This window comes from Paenibacillus lentus, assembly GCF_042714055.1.
Lineage (GTDB): Bacteria > Bacillota > Bacilli > Paenibacillales > Paenibacillaceae > Fontibacillus > Fontibacillus lentus_A.
This window is the reverse complement of record NZ_JBHGVC010000017.1, coordinates 16,468-30,845: the sequence shown is the minus strand read 5'-3', so window position 1 is coordinate 30,845 and position 14,378 is coordinate 16,468. Positions and strand designations below refer to the sequence as shown.

Sequence of the window (14,378 nt, the reverse complement as noted above, 5' to 3'; positions counted from 1 at the left end):
GGTGATGCAGATTGGAAAACGTATATATTTTGAAAAGATAACCGGGAACGTAATACTAGACATAGGCGAGAGGACTGGTCATGTCTACGAAACAACACAAGAAGAGGACTTTGCTAACTACAAAACACTTGCTGAACGCGTTCCGGAAACTGTCGGCATGATCCAGTTGGAATACGGGGAGTATGCGCAGGATTTTTCGCAGTGTAACGGCTTCCGTGTAAACCCGGGAACGCTGCAGTTGGAATTTAGTTATCCCGATCCTAGTGATCCCGAACCGGAGGAACCGATATATCAACCATCACTATCAGAGCAAGTGCTGTCACTAGAATCCGATTTGGGCAATCTCTTATTAGAAAATGCTGCAGACAAAGCTACGATTGCCACGCTGGAGGATACCGTGGGTAATCTGTTGTTAGAGGTAGCAGCGCTGAAAGGAGGCGCTGAGTAATGTGGTTTGCATCGATCAAGCGATTTTATGACAATGGCCATCCAGCATATACACCCGGTAACCTAAAAACATTTGTGGTTGCTAAGATGATTACGCCGCAGCAGTACCAGCAGATTACTGACACCGAATATGTAGCATAGTGAATTAGCGCCGCAAGGCGTATTTTTTATGCCCTCGGGATCCCCGGGGGCTATTTGTATTGGGGGAGAAGGAATGGATATTGCAGCAATCGTCGGGCTAATAGCAGCAATAAGCGGCGCCATACTCGGCTGGACGGGGCGATCACGCCAGATCAGGAGAGAGGAACGGACGGACGGAAGCGGTGAAGGAGCGCTACGTCAAGACGTGGAGTACATTAAGCGGGGTGTGGATGACATCAAGGTGGACATGAGAATCCAAAACCAGCGCGTGGATGGAATCTCTGAACGAGTGACAAGAGTGGAAGAATCGGCCAAACAAGCACACAAGCGGATTGATCGCTTAGAAGAATAATATATTGAGAGGATGATTTTAAATGGAATGGACTACTATTTTCGAACTCATTAACCCTGCACTTTTCGGGGTACTTGCTGGATGTTGGGTTATTGGCTTCGTGCTTAAAAAGACACCCAAGGTACCTGACTGGAGCATTATCTATATAGTTACCGTAGTTGCTGTTCTGCTAACGATATGGCTGCTCGGCTGGGGGCCGGAATCGCTGATTCAGGGCATTCTTACAGGCGCTTTTGCGGTATATGGCAATCAATTTGTGAAGCAGACAGTAAAAGGTGTGACAAGAAATGATTACTAAGGGTAACTTCCTGCTGCTCGAAACTCATGAATTTCGCGGCTGGCTGCAAAAGCAAAAAATAACCCGAGCAATCACCAAACTCCAGGTACATCACACCGCTTCTCCCAATTACACAACCCGGAAAATGAAAAACGGGATTGCGCAGCAGGATGTTTTCGCTTGTTTGGAGGGAATGCGCAATTACCACATCAATACCCAAAAGTGGAGCGCCACAGGCCAGAATATTACCATAATGGAAGACGGTCGGATTGCTATTTCCCTCGACAGAGATTTGAACAAAACTCCTGCGGGGATCGCCGGGGCCAACACAGGGGCGCTATGCGTGGAGATTATCGGCAACTTTGACCGTGGGGGCGATACTATGACAGCCGCCCAAAGACAAGCCGTAGCCCACGTATACGCCTGTCTAGCAGATAAGCTTAACATTCCTATCAACACGGCTCATATCGTTTACCACGCATGGTACACGGCGCAGGGATCGAGGTTGCCTGACTACACACCGGGACGATCGTCCAAAACTTGCCCCGGTACGAACTTTTGGGGAGACGGGAACACGGTGGCAGCAGCGAACAAGGGCTTTATCCCTGCCATTAAGCAAGAACTCGAACGACTAAGAAAGGGGGCTCACAACGCGGACAAGGCAAAGGTATATGTAAACGACGAGAAGATAGAAGACGGGTTTATACTTGAAGGCCGTGTATATGTCCCTCTACGAGCAGTAGGAGAAGCGTTAGGGGCAAAGGCAAACTGGGACAACATAACCAAGACTGCTACACTTACCAAATAATCTGTGCTATAATCGAATCAAATCCGAAAGCATCGGTAAAGCCCTGTCAGCGTCCTGCTGGTGGGGCTTTTTTTGTTTATATGACACCGGACTGAGTTTAATGATATTACAAAGAAAATACATTAAAAACCCTTATATATCAAGGGTTCTGGCACGGGACCTATTAATGTTGACTATGAAAATATTTAATGATAGAATGGTCATATGAAAAATAATGGTCACGTGACCGAATAGGAGTGAACAAATGACTGATCAAATATTCAAAGCGACGCATAGGGGTTACTTACATATTGCAGACAAAAAGATACCGTGCGCAGTATTGGAAAATGGGAAGAGGGTTATTTCGCAGACAGGTTTATTTGATGCCTTCGATAGACCAAGAAAAGGATCCACAAGAGTAGAAGGGGTTCCTTCGATAGTTGGCGCTAAAAATCTTCAAGACTATATTGATGATGAACTCTTGGAAAAGTCTAAAACAATCCAGTATTTTCATACTAACGGTAGAATAGCAAAAGGTTATGACGCTGAATTAATACCTATAGTTTGTGATTTGTATATTGAAGCTAAAGAAAACAATACATTACTAGTTTCTCAGGAACACCTATATGCTAGAGCAGTTACATTGATCAGATCATTAGCTAAAGTAGGGATAACAGCCTTAATTGATGAAGCTACTGGATATCAAGAAGATAGAGATACTAGAGAACTTCAAAGGTTGTTAGAGGCGTATATTTCGGCAGACTTAATGAAATGGCAACGAAGATTTCCAAGTGTGTATTATAAAGAGATATTTAGATTGTACGGTTGGACATACAACCCAGAGACGCAACACAGACCGAGTGTAATAGGTAAATTTACTAACAAATATATTTATGACCTGTTCCCTCAGCATGTAATGGATGAAATAAAGCGAAGAAATCCGAAATTGAAAAATGATTCTAAGTCCTTCAGAAGAAATAAACATCATCAGTATTTAACTACCGATATCGGAGTGCCGCAGCTAGATAACCATATATCGAAAATACTGGGTGTTATGAAGTTGTCAAAAGACATTAAATCGTTTGAGGATAATTTCAACATAGCTTTCGAAGATGAACTTATAGCTAAAGAAGAATATGAATCCAGAATGGAAATATCAGCAACCAAAGAATAAATAATAACAAGCCCACTAACCTATATGGTCAGCGGGCTTTTCTTACGTTTATAAAGATAATCCCATATATTTAAATCGCTTAAGATCATCCATTGAGATAATAGTACTTTTAACATTATTTGTTTTTGGGTTAAAAGCAATAATTCCAATCGCTGTTGCTGGATCTTCTAATCCTAGCAACCGTTCTATATAGTGCAGTGTGGTACGACCATCATAATAGATATTAAACTGACATTCTTCCAGTCGGCAAAATCGTACATGATCTAGAACTGCTGTCACAAACTCTTTAGATGTAATAGACAATAAATACGCAGCGTGAAGATACAGGGATCCGTCATCATATTTTCTAATTGGATCAGCATCATATATCATGATATTTCCTCCTAAATGATCGGTGGACTTATTTATTTTTCATTGTACGTATCAACGCCACAATCGACAAGGCCAACGCTGCAATAACGACAATCCAAGTTACTGTTTCCACGGTTTATTCCTCCTTTTATAACTCGCAGCGTTTTTCGGCGAGTCTTTCCGCGCCTCTCATTGTTTTTCTGGAGCCAACAATTGTAAAGCCGATTTTCTCATTGTTTTCTACCATCTCTACAGAAGAGATGATAACATCGTTTTTGGATTCCATAACAAAATATTTCATTTATTCTCTCCCTCCCCGCTGATGAGTCTGAACCCCGTTTCTTCGGAGTAGTCCAGAAAGTTATTGTATGTTACTGGGTTCCCGGATCCGTAGCAGTCAATGAAATCAGTTGCTTCTTTCATGCTGCACGCCTCCCATTCGTACTCACGCACAGGTTTGGGCAGCTTCCATTGATAGGCAGTATACACCGTAAACACTGGTAATTGCACGTTATAATCCACACCCTCCACGATCTTAAAACCTTTATACGTGGTTACTTTATTTTTCATTGTTATTTCCTCCTTAGAGGGGCCGAAGCCCTATGCTTGATATGATCCATCTGCCGCAAAACGCATGTAATCATGCGGATCGAGACCATTACGTTTCAGGTACATCATCACGTTTTTGATGCGGCGGCCGTTTACTTTGAGGATGCATATCCATCCATCAATCGCCAATCCCCACAGAATTTCGTGCAGGTTGTCTCCTTCAAATTCCATAACTGCCGGCTCGTGCAGCCCAACCGCTTGATTTTCGCTAAATCCGCCGCGAACGATCCCTTTAAAATGATATTTCATGTCCTAACCTCCCGATTTTATTTTGTACTGCTTTATGTTAAGATTGGGAGGAGGGGCGGTAACCCCTCCAATGGAACCTATTTACGTTTGCGGTGGTCGCGGCGTTTTTTGGTTCCTTTTTTGTTGTCCTCACGCTTAAGTATGAGTGATGCTGTGATGAGCTGGATGATTGCCGTGAGGAGCGTTACCCAATCTTTCATTGCCCTCTCCTTTCTGGAAGTATTCATTTCACTTCCTACATATAATATATCATAAGTGATATATTGGCGCAATAGTTTTATTTGCTTTTTGGGATATTTTTTTGTATTATCGATATATAAAGTATCACAAAGGAGATATTGCTATGGGATTTTCATATAAACCTCTTTGGTTGTTGCTTGTGAATAAGGGGATTACTAAAACAGAATTTAGGGAAGAGTTAGGCATCGGAACAAATCAGCTTGCTAAAATGGGAAAAGGTGAATATATTTCGATGGAGACATTAGATAAGATATGTACCCATTTTGGAGTGCAGCCTAATGATGTAATAGAGCATGTTAATAAAAAGACCACCGAGGCATAACGTGCCAGGTGGTTTTTTTGTGTCTTGATTACGAACGTACATTCGCATTATAATACATACAAATACATTGTCGGGGTGATTGTATGTTGTCTGATTTCGAACGCAAGTTGCTTCGTATCCTATATAACTTTACTTCCCGGCGCCACCGAATGCCGACGGTTACGGAACTTGAACGTGTGACCGGGAAGACGGTAGGCGTGATAGAACAAGGGTTAGTTGGCCTAGTCGAGCAACAGTATATACTTTGGACTGACCGACCTAACCTAGATACTATCGTCATTTTGGAAGGCTGGGAACGCGAACAGGTCGAAGTGCCGAAAACTCGTATTAACACGGGTTCGACGGACTATTGGACTCAATATTAATGAAAGGTTGATCATATGAACAAATTAACTCCAGGTTCAAACATGATTTGGGAGTCCAGCCGGATGATATTGCCGCAACACAAGCGGAAGCGTGTTGAACTCGATGATCAAGAAAAGAAGCAAGTGGTACGCTTTATGATTACAGCTCATAAGACGCGGCAGGCTGTCAAGCTGCGAATGTATCATGAATATGAAGATGCTTATGTCATTGGCGTAGTGGAGCGTATAGATAGCCTTACAGCGAGGTTTAGAGTTGACGGGGAATGGTTTTACATGGAGGATATAACCGCATTGGGATGGGATGATTAGGCCGCTGTATGCGGTCTCTTTTTTGTTGTGTTCGGTAGGATCTGCACTAAACAAAAAAAGACCGCCTGACAACAAAACTCCGTCAGCGGTCAATGTATTAAGTAGGTTATGTAGTTATAAAGTAAATTGAATGTCGTTTCCACCCATTGCCTTAAATGCGTCCAGCACGTTTTGAAGGGCTTTTTTCTCCTCGTCTGTAACAGTTCTGTCCTGGTGTCTTTCCTTGCCTTCGGATCGTATTATTGTTTTCTTAGAGTTAATAACAGCAGTAATTATTTCATGCATATCCTTGCCAACTATAGTTGTATAGTACTCCCATACTCCACCGACCTGATTATCCCTATTTATTTCGTTGTAGCTAGGAGAAATTTCAAATGTTTGGTCATCTGCCTTAATAGTGTACTTTTCAATAAACAACCAGTTGTCACCAGTGTACATAAATCGAGCGAGCAGAACAGGGGATTCGTTCTCTTTTTGTGTAATCATAGCCATAAAAGCATTAGAGTTAATATATTTTGGACTCGTCTTATCTTCGTAAACAGTTACGCTGGTTACTTCATCAACACGTTTTCTCATATTTGCTACAGCAGCTTCTTGTCTCTTTTTCTCTTCCTCAGCTTTTTGTTTTTCCTCTTGCTCAACTCGTTTCTTTTCCTCGGCAATTTTATTTTCTAATTGCTGTACGAGTGCTGAGACTTCTATTGTTTCCGTAGAAGCTGGGTGTTTCTCTGTGATCGTATCTGATACGGATTTTAATTTCTCGATATCACCCTGTTCAAATGAAAGTTTCGCCTCACTCAAAAGAGTAGATGGGCCAAATTTTATTTCTTCTAATTGGTTATTAGAGTCTTCAAGTTGTTTTTTTAATTCAGTATTTTCATTTGATAATTCTGTCAATTGAGCCTCAAGCGAGGTTACTTTTTCAGCATTACCACAACCCGCCAATAATACTACTAAAAATAAGATGGAAAGTACCTTTTTCATGACGCCCTCCAATTCCAATTTGTTAATGATTAGTCTATCAGACCTAGGAAAATTTTTCTATAATTTATCACAATCTCACAACACCTTATGTCGCTATTATTGTTACCCATAAGGTAATTTAAAATACCAAATTGGCAACTTTACTATTGAACGAGAACTAACGTTCGGTTATAATCAAGGTAAATTGTGAGATTAAGGAATGAAATTTTTTAATGATAGGGGCGATAATTAATCAGCTTCATTAAATTGTTTTAATAAACATAATTCGACGGCATTCGACATGTAAAAGATGGTACAATGTAATTGCTACTCACAGTATAGATTTAAAAAACATTAAAGTTTGTGAGTTTTTGAAAACGAGGGGGAGGGGTGAATTGAAATGATGTTTGTATAGTATTCACTATACAATTTTCCGGGGAGGGCCATCCGGCCTCAGACAACTATTACCTCGTAAAGTTCTTCCATTTGACACTCTAGTACATACGCTATGTTCAAGCCAGCATCCCAAGGGATCGGTTCACGATCATTGACCCAGTTAGATACTTGCTGCCTTTGATAGCCAGTCCTCCGAGCTAATTCAGCCTGTGTCATGTCTTTACGAGCTAATAAGTATCGAAGTCGGCACCTCCCGCGGGCTAATGCCAACTTTATTCTCCTTTCGGTAGTATCGTGATGTCTATGCGGTAAATTGTACCATGTCGCAAAAGGGCAGTAAACAACATAAGAATTAGGAGGATGACCATGTTAAAAGAGTGCATCAATTTACTTATAGATGAAAAGACGTCTGTTGCTTGTGATGACTACTTATCAATTACATCTGATCGCTACGAAAGATTTATAAGCATTATACAAAACGCAACGATTAATACAGAAGATACATTCCACTTAGAGAACCTTTATCTTTTACAAACAAGAGAGGCAATTGACTATGCATATAAATTAGCCTTCGAAGAAGCATTAAACATCGTTGCCAACACTCAATGTCCTGCTGCCCACTTTGACCACATTTTGACCACGCAGGCAATGAACAACACGCGAATATCGCGGTAAAATGCATGTGTTTAGGATTTGTTTTTTCACTTGTTTCAACACTCGCAAATACCGCGCTACCTGTGTTATTATCAAATTTGTTTGGTACAATAGGAAGAGAAACTTTGCAAGAAGTGAATCTGGACAGCCCCCGGCCTCCGGTATGGGTTAATATGACGGCTAAACACTATTCTAACGGGAAAGAAGGGTATACGATGGAATTGTGGTTTACGGAGAAACAGACGCCCGTCTTTGGCATTACGGCAAAAATTCGGGAGACATTGGTGAGAGAACAGACGGATTTTCAAGATTTAGCGATCATTGATACCGAAGAATTTGGACGAATGCTGGTGCTTGACGATATGGTCATGACGACGGTGAAGGATGAATTTGTATACCACGAAATGGTAGCTCATCCGGCTTTGTTTACGCACCCTAATCCGAAGCATGTGCTTGTGGTTGGAGGCGGCGACGGAGGCGTTATTCGTGAAATTATGAAGCATCCGGATGTGGAGAAGGCTGTACTTGTCGACATTGATGGCAAGGTCATTGAATATTCCAAAAAATATTTACCGGAAATCGCTGGCGAACTGGATAACCCGCGGGTAGAGGTTCAAGTGAATGACGGATATATGCACATTATTCAAAGCAAAAATAAATATGATGTGATCATGGTCGATTCCACAGAGCCGGTAGGCCCGGCTGCTCCATTGTTTGAGCGCGGCTTCTACCAAGGAATCTACGAGGCATTGAAGGAAGACGGCATTTTTGTAGCTCAGACCGACAACCCATGGTTCAAAGCCGATTTGATTCAACAGGTGAACAAAGACGTTAAGGAGATTTTCCCGATCGTACGAGTGTATGGAGCTAACATTCCAACGTATCCTAGCGGTCTTTGGACCTTTACGATGGGCAGCAAAACTTATGATCCGCTGCAAGTGGACGAAACCCAAATTCCGGAGATCGACACGAAATATTATTCACCGCGTTTGCACAAAGCTGCATTCGTGCTGCCTAAATTTGTAGAAGATCTCGTGAAGTAAGGGGGACGGTAAACAATGAAACTGGATCAGGCTTATTCGGGTAATGTATTTATTTGCAGCTCCGAATCTTACGAAGACGCCAAAGCGGTCATTTACGGCATGCCGATGGATTACACCGTCAGCTATCGTCCCGGCTCGCGTTTTGGCCCTGCGCGCATTCGCCAGGCTTCCGTCGGATTGGAGGAGTACAGCCCTTATTTAGATAAAAGCATCTTGGACGCTGCCTATTTTGATGCGGGAGACTTGCTGCTGCCTTTCGGCAACGCGGCTCGCAGTCTTGACGTGATTGGCGACTATGTTCGCGGTCTGTTGAAGGACGACAAGTTCCCTATCGGTCTGGGTGGGGAGCATCTCGTCAGCTGGCCGGTCATTCAAGCGATGTATGAGAAATATCCGGATTTGGCTGTGATTCATATCGATGCCCATGCCGATCTTCGCGATCAATATGAAGGCGAGCCGTTGTCCCATTCGACGCCGATTCGTAAAGCCGCTGAATTGATGGGCGGCAAGAACATCTATCAATTCGGGATTCGTTCCGGCTCGAAGGAAGAGTTCCTTTACGGGCGGCAAAATATCAACTTTCACCCGTTCGATGTTGCGGCACCCCTGAAGATGGAGCTGCCCAAAATGGGCTCGCGTCCGGTGTATGTTACGATTGACATCGATGTACTCGATCCGTCCTGCGCTCCGGGCACAGGTACAGCCGAGGCGGGGGGAATTACATCGAAGGAGCTGCTTCAGGCGGTTCATTTGATTGCCAGATCCGACGTGAATGTTGTGGGCTGCGACCTTGTAGAAGTCGCTCCCATCTATGATCCGACGGAGCAGACCCAAATCGTGGCTGCAAAGCTGATTCGTGAAATGCTCCTTGGCTTCGTAAAATAACGGATGGATCGTCTAGATCGTCTGGGTGGGCGAATCTATTGGTTAAATTGAGAGCAATACCCTGCTGCGTTACCCGCGCTGCAGGGTATTTTTGCTGAGTTAGACTTTTGCGGGCTCTTGGGATTCAGAAGGCGGGTTCATCCAGCCGATAAATTCAATGAAGTATTCCCTTGGAACTAATTTGCTGAGGCTGTGAGAAAATTTGGCAACCTTTATGCGTTTCATGCGTCTAATCACATGGAATTGGAATTACTTACATAGCACATGGGCTAGCGGCACATCCATTAGCACAACCCTGAACTCTAAGTCATTTACTAAAGCATGCTGTTCTAAGCATGTCGCTTTGTAAGTGAACAACATATTGATGCATGGCAGCTTAAGGAGGTAAGATGAACAAACCAAGCAATCGAAAGGGATATTTATTAGCGAGCGTCTTGATCGTACTGACCGTGATCGTCATTATCGGTATCGTAAAGCTGCAATCCCAAGATAAAGCCTTGAAAAACACAGGTGCGGCGGCGGTGAACGATAACAGGAATACGGAACCGGTGTTGGAGGAAAACCCTGCAGCGCAGCCGGAAGTACCCTTGGAACAGGATCAACAGGGAGAAGCAGATTCCCCTTACTTGCTGGATCATCTTCCGTTTAAGGAGGAAGAGGTGAACTCCATCTCTGCTATTCACAGTGGAACCAAAATAGAGATACCGTCTGAACGTCAGTATGTAGTTCTACAGTCTTTACGATTCACGGATATGCAGGCGGCAGTAACGGAGGCAGCTTCTTCATCCGAGCAGGTTATTTTACAATTCAACTTGGCGAATCAGCGGGTCATCGAAGTTCCTTACAATTTGGAGAATAACGCTTATGAGGCGGACGGGAAGGCTTACTATGCTGATGATCAGGTATTGCTGCTGATGCACGGCCTGATGAACCCCGACTCCGAACTGGGCTTGTTTGATGCTCTAGAGGAGAAGGCCAGGTTAGAAATGGAGCAGCTTGCCGAGGCAGGCGAGCCTGGGGGAATTGAACAGGAGCAGCTTGCGGTAGATGGCCTTATATACATGGATTGGGAAGAGCGTCTTCAGACGGAGGAAGCCGACTGGGAGCTCCCTTATTACGATCATGCTATAGGCGAAATCAGAAAAGCTCGCAAGTTTCAGGACGGGATTTTGCAGCTAAACAACAAAATTGTCTTCAGCGACAGTTCTCATGAGACGCCTGGTGCGGTTAAAGTGGGGCTAACCATGGCGGAGGTTACCAAGAAGCTCGATGCCGACGCGAGAAAGCTGCCCAGCAAATGGAGCTATAAGTCGGGGGATTACTTTCGGTTCCATCTTTATTTCGACGACTCGAAGGTCAAATACATGGTATTAAGTCAGCCGCTCTAATCGCTCTAATCATGACTAAGAAATATTTAGAGGAGACACCGCTCGCAAGAGTGGTGTTTTCGTTTAAAATATAAGACATGGTACTTCCAAAAGGTCAGCGAGGAGGGAGTTTTCATGCAAAGGGTAATGCTATTCGGCTTGCTGTTGTCCGTGCTGTTATCGTCCTGCGGAACAAACAAGTCAATGATCGGGCAGGAGGAAGGCTTAAAGTCCGGCTTTGAAGAAGAGAGGCATTACGAAATAATGGCTTCTCGCTTGGACAGCCCTTGGGCTATAGATTTCTCAGCAGAGAGTATATATGTTAGCGAACGAGACGGATATATTGTAAAAATAAACAGCGGCGAGACAACGAGGCAGATTGTGAACTTGAGCCGACCTGTGGATCAGTTATCGGAAAGCGGTTTTCTGGGCTTTATTTTGTCCCCGGACTTTAAGGACTCCAGGCAGGCCTATGCCTACCACAGCTATCAGGAAGCCGATGCTATGCTGAATCGGATTGTTAAATTGGAGGAGCGGGATGGGGAATGGCATGAGATAGAGGCTCTGCTTGAAGGCATTCCCGGAAATATCGTACATGATGGTGGACGGCTCGCATTCGGGCCTGACGGCATGCTGTATGCAACGACAGGGGATGCCGGACAAGGAGAGCTGGCTCAGGATTTGAACAGCCTCGCGGGCAAAATACTGCGGCTCACTCCAACTGGCGCCGTGCCGGAGGATAATCCTTTTCCTGATTCCTATGTTTATTCTTATGGGCATCGCAATCCCCAAGGTCTGGGCTGGGATCAGTCAGGCCGCATGTTCAGTGTCGAGCATGGCCCTTCAGGCGAGCCGGGAGGACATGATGAGCTCAATCTCATCGTTCCGGGGGGAAATTACGGATGGCCGAGCATCATTGGAGATGATACGAAGGAGGGGATGAAGCCCCCTTTATATCACACCGGGGACAATACGCTGGCTCCTTCAGGGATGGCCATCGATGACGCTGGCTACATGATTGTGACTGGATTAGCCGGCGAGAAGCTCGTTCGTTTCACGCCTGAAGGCAAGGAGGAGGATGTACTGCTGGAGGGTGAGGGCCGAATTCGGGATGTGCGTTTTTTTGACGGACAACTATACGTAATTACGAATAATACGGATGGACGGGGGACTCCCGGAGAAAATGATGACCGTCTGCTAAGGCTAAAATATTGAATTGAACCGATGAACTGGATATAGTAGTACAATAAGAAATTGTAAAGGATCAGGCCGAATGGATGGAGAGGATAGGGTGCCGAACTGGAAGCCAGCCATCATCGTCATCAATAGCCGGCAGGGCGATGAGGCATCAGAGCAGAGAATCAAGGGCGAGTCTTTGACCAAAGGAAGCATGGTATATGTTAGGTATGACGAGCCTGAACCAGGCCCGACCGGAGGTACGACGCGGGCGTTGGTCAAAATATCGAAGGATGAGCTCAAAATCATGCGTCACGGGGAAGTGGAGTCAGAGCAGACGTTCCAGCAAGGAAGGCGTTTGCCGGGGTTCTACAGATCCCCTTACACCAGGTTTAACTTATCTACCGATACAAGCAGGCTGGAGTCAGACCTGGATGGTTCCTATGGCATTGTGACCTGGGAATACGACCTGCTGGTTCATGAAGAAATGACCGGACACTTTGTTATCAGTTTACATATACAGGAGGAAGTGTAATATGACAGTCAATCCGTTAGAACAAATCAATCAGTCCGTGAAGGAAGCAATTCTTAATGCGGTTGTGGCCGCAGGTCTGGCGGCTCGCGATGAGGTGCCCGCTATTGTATTGGAAGTGCCGAAGGATAAAGCGCATGGAGATCTGGCGACGAATGCCGCTATGCAGTTAACGCGGATCGCTAAGAGAAATCCACGGCAAATTGCGGAAGAAATCGTTAAGCATATCGATTATGAGCAAGCCGGGGTCGAACGGGCAGAGATTGCCGGGCCGGGCTTCATTAACTTTTTTCTCAGTAAAAGCTATCTGTATCCAGTATTAGAGCAGATTTATGCGCAGGGCGAAAATTATGGCCGGGTGAAGCTCGGGGAAGGCAAAAAGGTGCAGGTTGAGTTCGTCAGCGCCAATCCGACGGGCAGTTTGCATTTAGGCCATGCGCGCGGCGCGGCGGTCGGCGACGCCTTGTGCAATGTGCTCGACTATGCCGGGTACGAGGTTACCCGGGAGTACTATATCAATGATGCTGGCAATCAGGTTGTGAATCTCGTGAAATCGATTGAGGCCAGATATTTGCAGGAGCTTGGCCAAGACGTGGAGATGCCGGAAGACGGATACCATGGCGAGGATATTAAGGGCTTCGCGAAAGAGCTGGTTGCCGAGCAGGGAGATGCTTTGCTGTCCCGTACGCCTGTCGAAAGAGAGGAATTCCTCCGGAAATTCGGTTTGGAGAAAGAACTGGATAAAATTAAGCGCGACTTAAGCCGCTTCCGGGTAGGCTTTGATGTATGGTTTAGCGAAACCTCCTTATATACGGACGGTCAGGTGGAAAAATCGCTGGAGGAGCTGCGTTCCAAGGGACGGACTTACGAGCTGGACGGAGCAACCTGGCTTAAATCGACAGAATACGGGGACGACAAGGATCGGGTACTCGTGAAGAACGATGGCACCTATACGTATTTGACACCGGATATTGCGTACCACCGGAATAAATACGACCGGGGATTTGATCGTATGATTAACATTTGGGGCGCTGACCACCACGGTTATATCCCGCGCGTGAAGGCAGCGATGGAGGCCCTGGGCAATGACCCGGATAAGCTGACGGTGCTGATCGCTCAAATGGTCAGTCTGTTCCAGGACGGCGAGAAGGTGAAAATGTCCAAACGGACGGGCAAGGCCGTCACGATGGTCGATTTGATGGATGAAGTCGGCGTCGACGCTATCCGCTATTTCTTTACAATGCGGAGCATGGACTCCCATTTGGATTTCGACATGGATCTTGCGATTTCTACATCTAATGAGAACCCGGTGTATTACGTCCAATACGCGCATGCGCGGATTTGCAGTATATTCCGTCAGGCTGAGGAGCAGGGGGTAGTAATTCCTGCGATACAAGACGTGCAGCTCGGCAAATTGACGGCAGAGCATGAGTTCAATTTGCTGCGCAAGCTGGGAGAGCTGCCGGAGGAAATTGGCGTGGCGGCCGAGAACTTTGCGCCGCATCGCCTTGTTCGTTATTTGTATGAGCTGGCGGCGTTGTTCCACAGCTACTACAAAGCGGAGCGCGTCATCACGGAGGACGCGGAGCAAACCGCTGCACGGCTGGCGCTGCTTGGCGCCGTGCGCACGGTGCTGGCCAATGTGCTGAAGCTAATCGGCGTATCCGCGCCGGAACGGATGTAGCATAGCCATTGGCTGGCAGTTGGCCCGGCAGGCGGCGGATCGCCTCCGCAGCCGG

23 protein-coding genes are annotated in these 14,378 nt (G+C 45.5%); 16 read left to right on the top strand and 7 right to left on the bottom strand.

From position 1 onward, the window contains the following. Nucleotides 1-4: 4 nt before the first annotated feature. The 6 genes from ACE3MQ_RS24760 to ACE3MQ_RS24735 all read left to right on the top strand — a co-directional run bounded on the left by ACE3MQ_RS24760 (nucleotide 5) and on the right by ACE3MQ_RS24735 (nucleotide 3,178). Complete coding sequence (locus tag ACE3MQ_RS24760) at nucleotides 5-448, top strand: hypothetical protein (protein WP_379397808.1); 444 nt, start codon at nucleotides 5-7, stop codon at nucleotides 446-448. Continuing rightward, nucleotides 448-588, top strand: coding sequence for an XkdX family protein (locus ACE3MQ_RS24755; protein ID WP_379397806.1), 141 nt, complete (start codon nucleotides 448-450; stop codon nucleotides 586-588). The genes ACE3MQ_RS24760 and ACE3MQ_RS24755 overlap by 1 nt, the downstream gene beginning before the upstream one ends. Before the next feature lie 73 nt (nucleotides 589-661). Next, on the top strand, nucleotides 662-940 hold the full coding sequence (locus ACE3MQ_RS24750) for a hypothetical protein (protein WP_379397804.1): 279 nt from the start codon (nucleotides 662-664) through the stop codon (nucleotides 938-940). Nucleotides 941-962: 22 nt separating this feature from the next. Beyond that, nucleotides 963-1,238, top strand: coding sequence for a phage holin family protein (locus tag ACE3MQ_RS24745; RefSeq protein ID WP_379397802.1), 276 nt, complete (start codon nucleotides 963-965; stop codon nucleotides 1,236-1,238). Continuing rightward, a complete protein-coding gene (locus tag ACE3MQ_RS24740; protein WP_379397800.1) occupies nucleotides 1,228-2,025 on the top strand; it encodes an N-acetylmuramoyl-L-alanine amidase in 798 nt (265 codons plus the stop codon). Before ACE3MQ_RS24745 ends, ACE3MQ_RS24740 begins: the two co-directional genes overlap by 11 nt. Before the next feature lie 244 nt (nucleotides 2,026-2,269). Beyond that, complete coding sequence (locus tag ACE3MQ_RS24735; protein ID WP_379397798.1) at nucleotides 2,270-3,178, top strand: P63C domain-containing protein; 909 nt, start codon at nucleotides 2,270-2,272, stop codon at nucleotides 3,176-3,178. Between the two features lie 48 nt (nucleotides 3,179-3,226). Here ACE3MQ_RS24735 and ACE3MQ_RS24730 read toward each other — a convergent pair whose 3' ends face one another. The 5 genes from ACE3MQ_RS24730 to ACE3MQ_RS24710 all read right to left on the bottom strand — a co-directional run bounded on the left by ACE3MQ_RS24730 (nucleotide 3,227) and on the right by ACE3MQ_RS24710 (nucleotide 4,587). Continuing rightward, the gene (locus tag ACE3MQ_RS24730) at nucleotides 3,227-3,550 is read right to left on the bottom strand and encodes a hypothetical protein (RefSeq protein WP_379397796.1); all 324 of its coding nucleotides are present in this window, start codon (nucleotides 3,548-3,550) and stop codon (nucleotides 3,227-3,229) included. Between the two features lie 127 nt (nucleotides 3,551-3,677). Next, a complete protein-coding gene (locus tag ACE3MQ_RS24725; protein WP_379397794.1) occupies nucleotides 3,678-3,830 on the bottom strand; it encodes a hypothetical protein in 153 nt (50 codons plus the stop codon). Then, nucleotides 3,827-4,099, bottom strand: a complete 273-nt coding sequence (locus ACE3MQ_RS24720) for a hypothetical protein (RefSeq protein WP_379397792.1) — start codon at nucleotides 4,097-4,099, stop codon at nucleotides 3,827-3,829. Before ACE3MQ_RS24720 ends, ACE3MQ_RS24725 begins: the two co-directional genes overlap by 4 nt. Nucleotides 4,100-4,129: 30 nt before the next feature. Beyond that, complete coding sequence (locus tag ACE3MQ_RS24715) at nucleotides 4,130-4,387, bottom strand: hypothetical protein (RefSeq protein WP_379397790.1); 258 nt, start codon at nucleotides 4,385-4,387, stop codon at nucleotides 4,130-4,132. A gap of 77 nt (nucleotides 4,388-4,464) precedes the next feature. After that, entirely contained in the window at nucleotides 4,465-4,587 is a 123-nt protein-coding gene (locus tag ACE3MQ_RS24710; protein ID WP_379397788.1) for a hypothetical protein, read from the bottom strand. A 143-nt stretch (nucleotides 4,588-4,730) separates the two neighbouring features. On the opposite strand from ACE3MQ_RS24710, the gene ACE3MQ_RS24705 reads away from it, so the two are divergent. From ACE3MQ_RS24705 to ACE3MQ_RS24695, 3 genes are all read left to right on the top strand, one after another. Beyond that, nucleotides 4,731-4,949, top strand: a complete 219-nt coding sequence (locus ACE3MQ_RS24705; protein WP_379397786.1) for a helix-turn-helix domain-containing protein — start codon at nucleotides 4,731-4,733, stop codon at nucleotides 4,947-4,949. An 86-nt stretch (nucleotides 4,950-5,035) separates the two neighbouring features. After that, complete coding sequence (locus tag ACE3MQ_RS24700) at nucleotides 5,036-5,314, top strand: hypothetical protein (RefSeq protein ID WP_379397784.1); 279 nt, start codon at nucleotides 5,036-5,038, stop codon at nucleotides 5,312-5,314. 63 nt (nucleotides 5,315-5,377) lie between these two features. Further along, entirely contained in the window at nucleotides 5,378-5,623 is a 246-nt protein-coding gene (locus tag ACE3MQ_RS24695; protein ID WP_379397782.1) for a YolD-like family protein, read from the top strand. Between the two features lie 114 nt (nucleotides 5,624-5,737). On the opposite strand, the gene ACE3MQ_RS24690 is transcribed toward ACE3MQ_RS24695, so the two are convergent. Continuing rightward, the gene (locus tag ACE3MQ_RS24690) at nucleotides 5,738-6,607 is read right to left on the bottom strand and encodes a hypothetical protein (RefSeq protein WP_379397780.1); all 870 of its coding nucleotides are present in this window, start codon (nucleotides 6,605-6,607) and stop codon (nucleotides 5,738-5,740) included. 432 nt (nucleotides 6,608-7,039) lie between these two features. After that, nucleotides 7,040-7,252, bottom strand: a complete 213-nt coding sequence (locus tag ACE3MQ_RS24685) for a helix-turn-helix domain-containing protein (RefSeq protein ID WP_379397778.1) — start codon at nucleotides 7,250-7,252, stop codon at nucleotides 7,040-7,042. Nucleotides 7,253-7,348: 96 nt separating this feature from the next. Between ACE3MQ_RS24685 and ACE3MQ_RS24680 the strand changes: the two genes are divergently transcribed. The 7 genes from ACE3MQ_RS24680 to argS all read left to right on the top strand — a co-directional run bounded on the left by ACE3MQ_RS24680 (nucleotide 7,349) and on the right by argS (nucleotide 14,323). Continuing rightward, on the top strand, nucleotides 7,349-7,657 hold the full coding sequence (locus ACE3MQ_RS24680) for a hypothetical protein (protein ID WP_379397776.1): 309 nt from the start codon (nucleotides 7,349-7,351) through the stop codon (nucleotides 7,655-7,657). Between the two features lie 194 nt (nucleotides 7,658-7,851). Beyond that, complete coding sequence (gene speE / locus ACE3MQ_RS24675) at nucleotides 7,852-8,679, top strand: polyamine aminopropyltransferase (protein ID WP_379397988.1); 828 nt, start codon at nucleotides 7,852-7,854, stop codon at nucleotides 8,677-8,679. A gap of 15 nt (nucleotides 8,680-8,694) precedes the next feature. Further along, nucleotides 8,695-9,564, top strand: coding sequence for an agmatinase (gene speB, locus ACE3MQ_RS24670; RefSeq protein ID WP_379397774.1), 870 nt, complete (start codon nucleotides 8,695-8,697; stop codon nucleotides 9,562-9,564). Nucleotides 9,565-9,953: 389 nt separating this feature from the next. Then, on the top strand, nucleotides 9,954-10,952 hold the full coding sequence (locus ACE3MQ_RS24665; RefSeq protein ID WP_379397772.1) for a hypothetical protein: 999 nt from the start codon (nucleotides 9,954-9,956) through the stop codon (nucleotides 10,950-10,952). A 114-nt stretch (nucleotides 10,953-11,066) separates the two neighbouring features. Continuing rightward, on the top strand, nucleotides 11,067-12,146 hold the full coding sequence (locus ACE3MQ_RS24660) for a PQQ-dependent sugar dehydrogenase (protein WP_379397769.1): 1,080 nt from the start codon (nucleotides 11,067-11,069) through the stop codon (nucleotides 12,144-12,146). A gap of 76 nt (nucleotides 12,147-12,222) precedes the next feature. Continuing rightward, nucleotides 12,223-12,642 carry a YwiB family protein gene (locus tag ACE3MQ_RS24655; protein ID WP_379397767.1) on the top strand — a complete coding sequence of 140 codons (420 nt, stop codon included), beginning with the start codon at nucleotides 12,223-12,225 and terminating at the stop codon, nucleotides 12,640-12,642. Between the two features lies 1 nt (nucleotide 12,643). Beyond that, nucleotides 12,644-14,323 (top strand): arginine--tRNA ligase, encoded by a 1,680-nt coding sequence (argS, locus tag ACE3MQ_RS24650; RefSeq protein ID WP_379397765.1) that lies wholly within the window; start codon nucleotides 12,644-12,646, stop codon nucleotides 14,321-14,323. Nucleotides 14,324-14,378: the final 55 nt, after the last annotated feature.

What these genes read in the sequence shown, in the direction of transcription:
- ACE3MQ_RS24680 (WP_379397776.1), top strand. Translation starts at nt 7,349, where the DNA reads ATGTTAAAAGAGTGCATCAATTTACTTATAGATGAAAAGACGTCTGTT.
- ACE3MQ_RS24705 (WP_379397786.1), top strand. Translation starts at nt 4,731, where the DNA reads ATGGGATTTTCATATAAACCTCTTTGGTTGTTGCTTGTGAATAAGGGG.
- ACE3MQ_RS24665 (WP_379397772.1), top strand. Translation starts at nt 9,954, where the DNA reads ATGAACAAACCAAGCAATCGAAAGGGATATTTATTAGCGAGCGTCTTG.
- ACE3MQ_RS24740 (WP_379397800.1), top strand. Translation starts at nt 1,228, where the DNA reads ATGATTACTAAGGGTAACTTCCTGCTGCTCGAAACTCATGAATTTCGC.
- ACE3MQ_RS24745 (WP_379397802.1), top strand. Translation starts at nt 963, where the DNA reads ATGGAATGGACTACTATTTTCGAACTCATTAACCCTGCACTTTTCGGG.
- ACE3MQ_RS24695 (WP_379397782.1), top strand. Translation starts at nt 5,378, where the DNA reads ATGATATTGCCGCAACACAAGCGGAAGCGTGTTGAACTCGATGATCAA.
- ACE3MQ_RS24660 (WP_379397769.1), top strand. Translation starts at nt 11,067, where the DNA reads ATGCAAAGGGTAATGCTATTCGGCTTGCTGTTGTCCGTGCTGTTATCG.
- ACE3MQ_RS24720 (WP_379397792.1), bottom strand. Translation starts at nt 4,099, where the DNA reads ATGAAAAATAAAGTAACCACGTATAAAGGTTTTAAGATCGTGGAGGGT.
- argS (WP_379397765.1), top strand. Translation starts at nt 12,644, where the DNA reads ATGACAGTCAATCCGTTAGAACAAATCAATCAGTCCGTGAAGGAAGCA.
- ACE3MQ_RS24730 (WP_379397796.1), bottom strand. Translation starts at nt 3,550, where the DNA reads ATGATATATGATGCTGATCCAATTAGAAAATATGATGACGGATCCCTG.
- ACE3MQ_RS24760 (WP_379397808.1), top strand. Translation starts at nt 5, where the DNA reads ATGCAGATTGGAAAACGTATATATTTTGAAAAGATAACCGGGAACGTA.
- speE (WP_379397988.1), top strand. Translation starts at nt 7,852, where the DNA reads ATGGAATTGTGGTTTACGGAGAAACAGACGCCCGTCTTTGGCATTACG.
- ACE3MQ_RS24715 (WP_379397790.1), bottom strand. Translation starts at nt 4,387, where the DNA reads ATGAAATATCATTTTAAAGGGATCGTTCGCGGCGGATTTAGCGAAAAT.
- ACE3MQ_RS24735 (WP_379397798.1), top strand. Translation starts at nt 2,270, where the DNA reads ATGACTGATCAAATATTCAAAGCGACGCATAGGGGTTACTTACATATT.
- speB (WP_379397774.1), top strand. Translation starts at nt 8,695, where the DNA reads ATGAAACTGGATCAGGCTTATTCGGGTAATGTATTTATTTGCAGCTCC.
- ACE3MQ_RS24710 (WP_379397788.1), bottom strand. Translation starts at nt 4,587, where the DNA reads ATGAAAGATTGGGTAACGCTCCTCACGGCAATCATCCAGCTCATCACA.
- ACE3MQ_RS24690 (WP_379397780.1), bottom strand. Translation starts at nt 6,607, where the DNA reads ATGAAAAAGGTACTTTCCATCTTATTTTTAGTAGTATTATTGGCGGGT.
- ACE3MQ_RS24750 (WP_379397804.1), top strand. Translation starts at nt 662, where the DNA reads ATGGATATTGCAGCAATCGTCGGGCTAATAGCAGCAATAAGCGGCGCC.
- ACE3MQ_RS24725 (WP_379397794.1), bottom strand. Translation starts at nt 3,830, where the DNA reads ATGAAATATTTTGTTATGGAATCCAAAAACGATGTTATCATCTCTTCT.
- ACE3MQ_RS24755 (WP_379397806.1), top strand. Translation starts at nt 448, where the DNA reads ATGTGGTTTGCATCGATCAAGCGATTTTATGACAATGGCCATCCAGCA.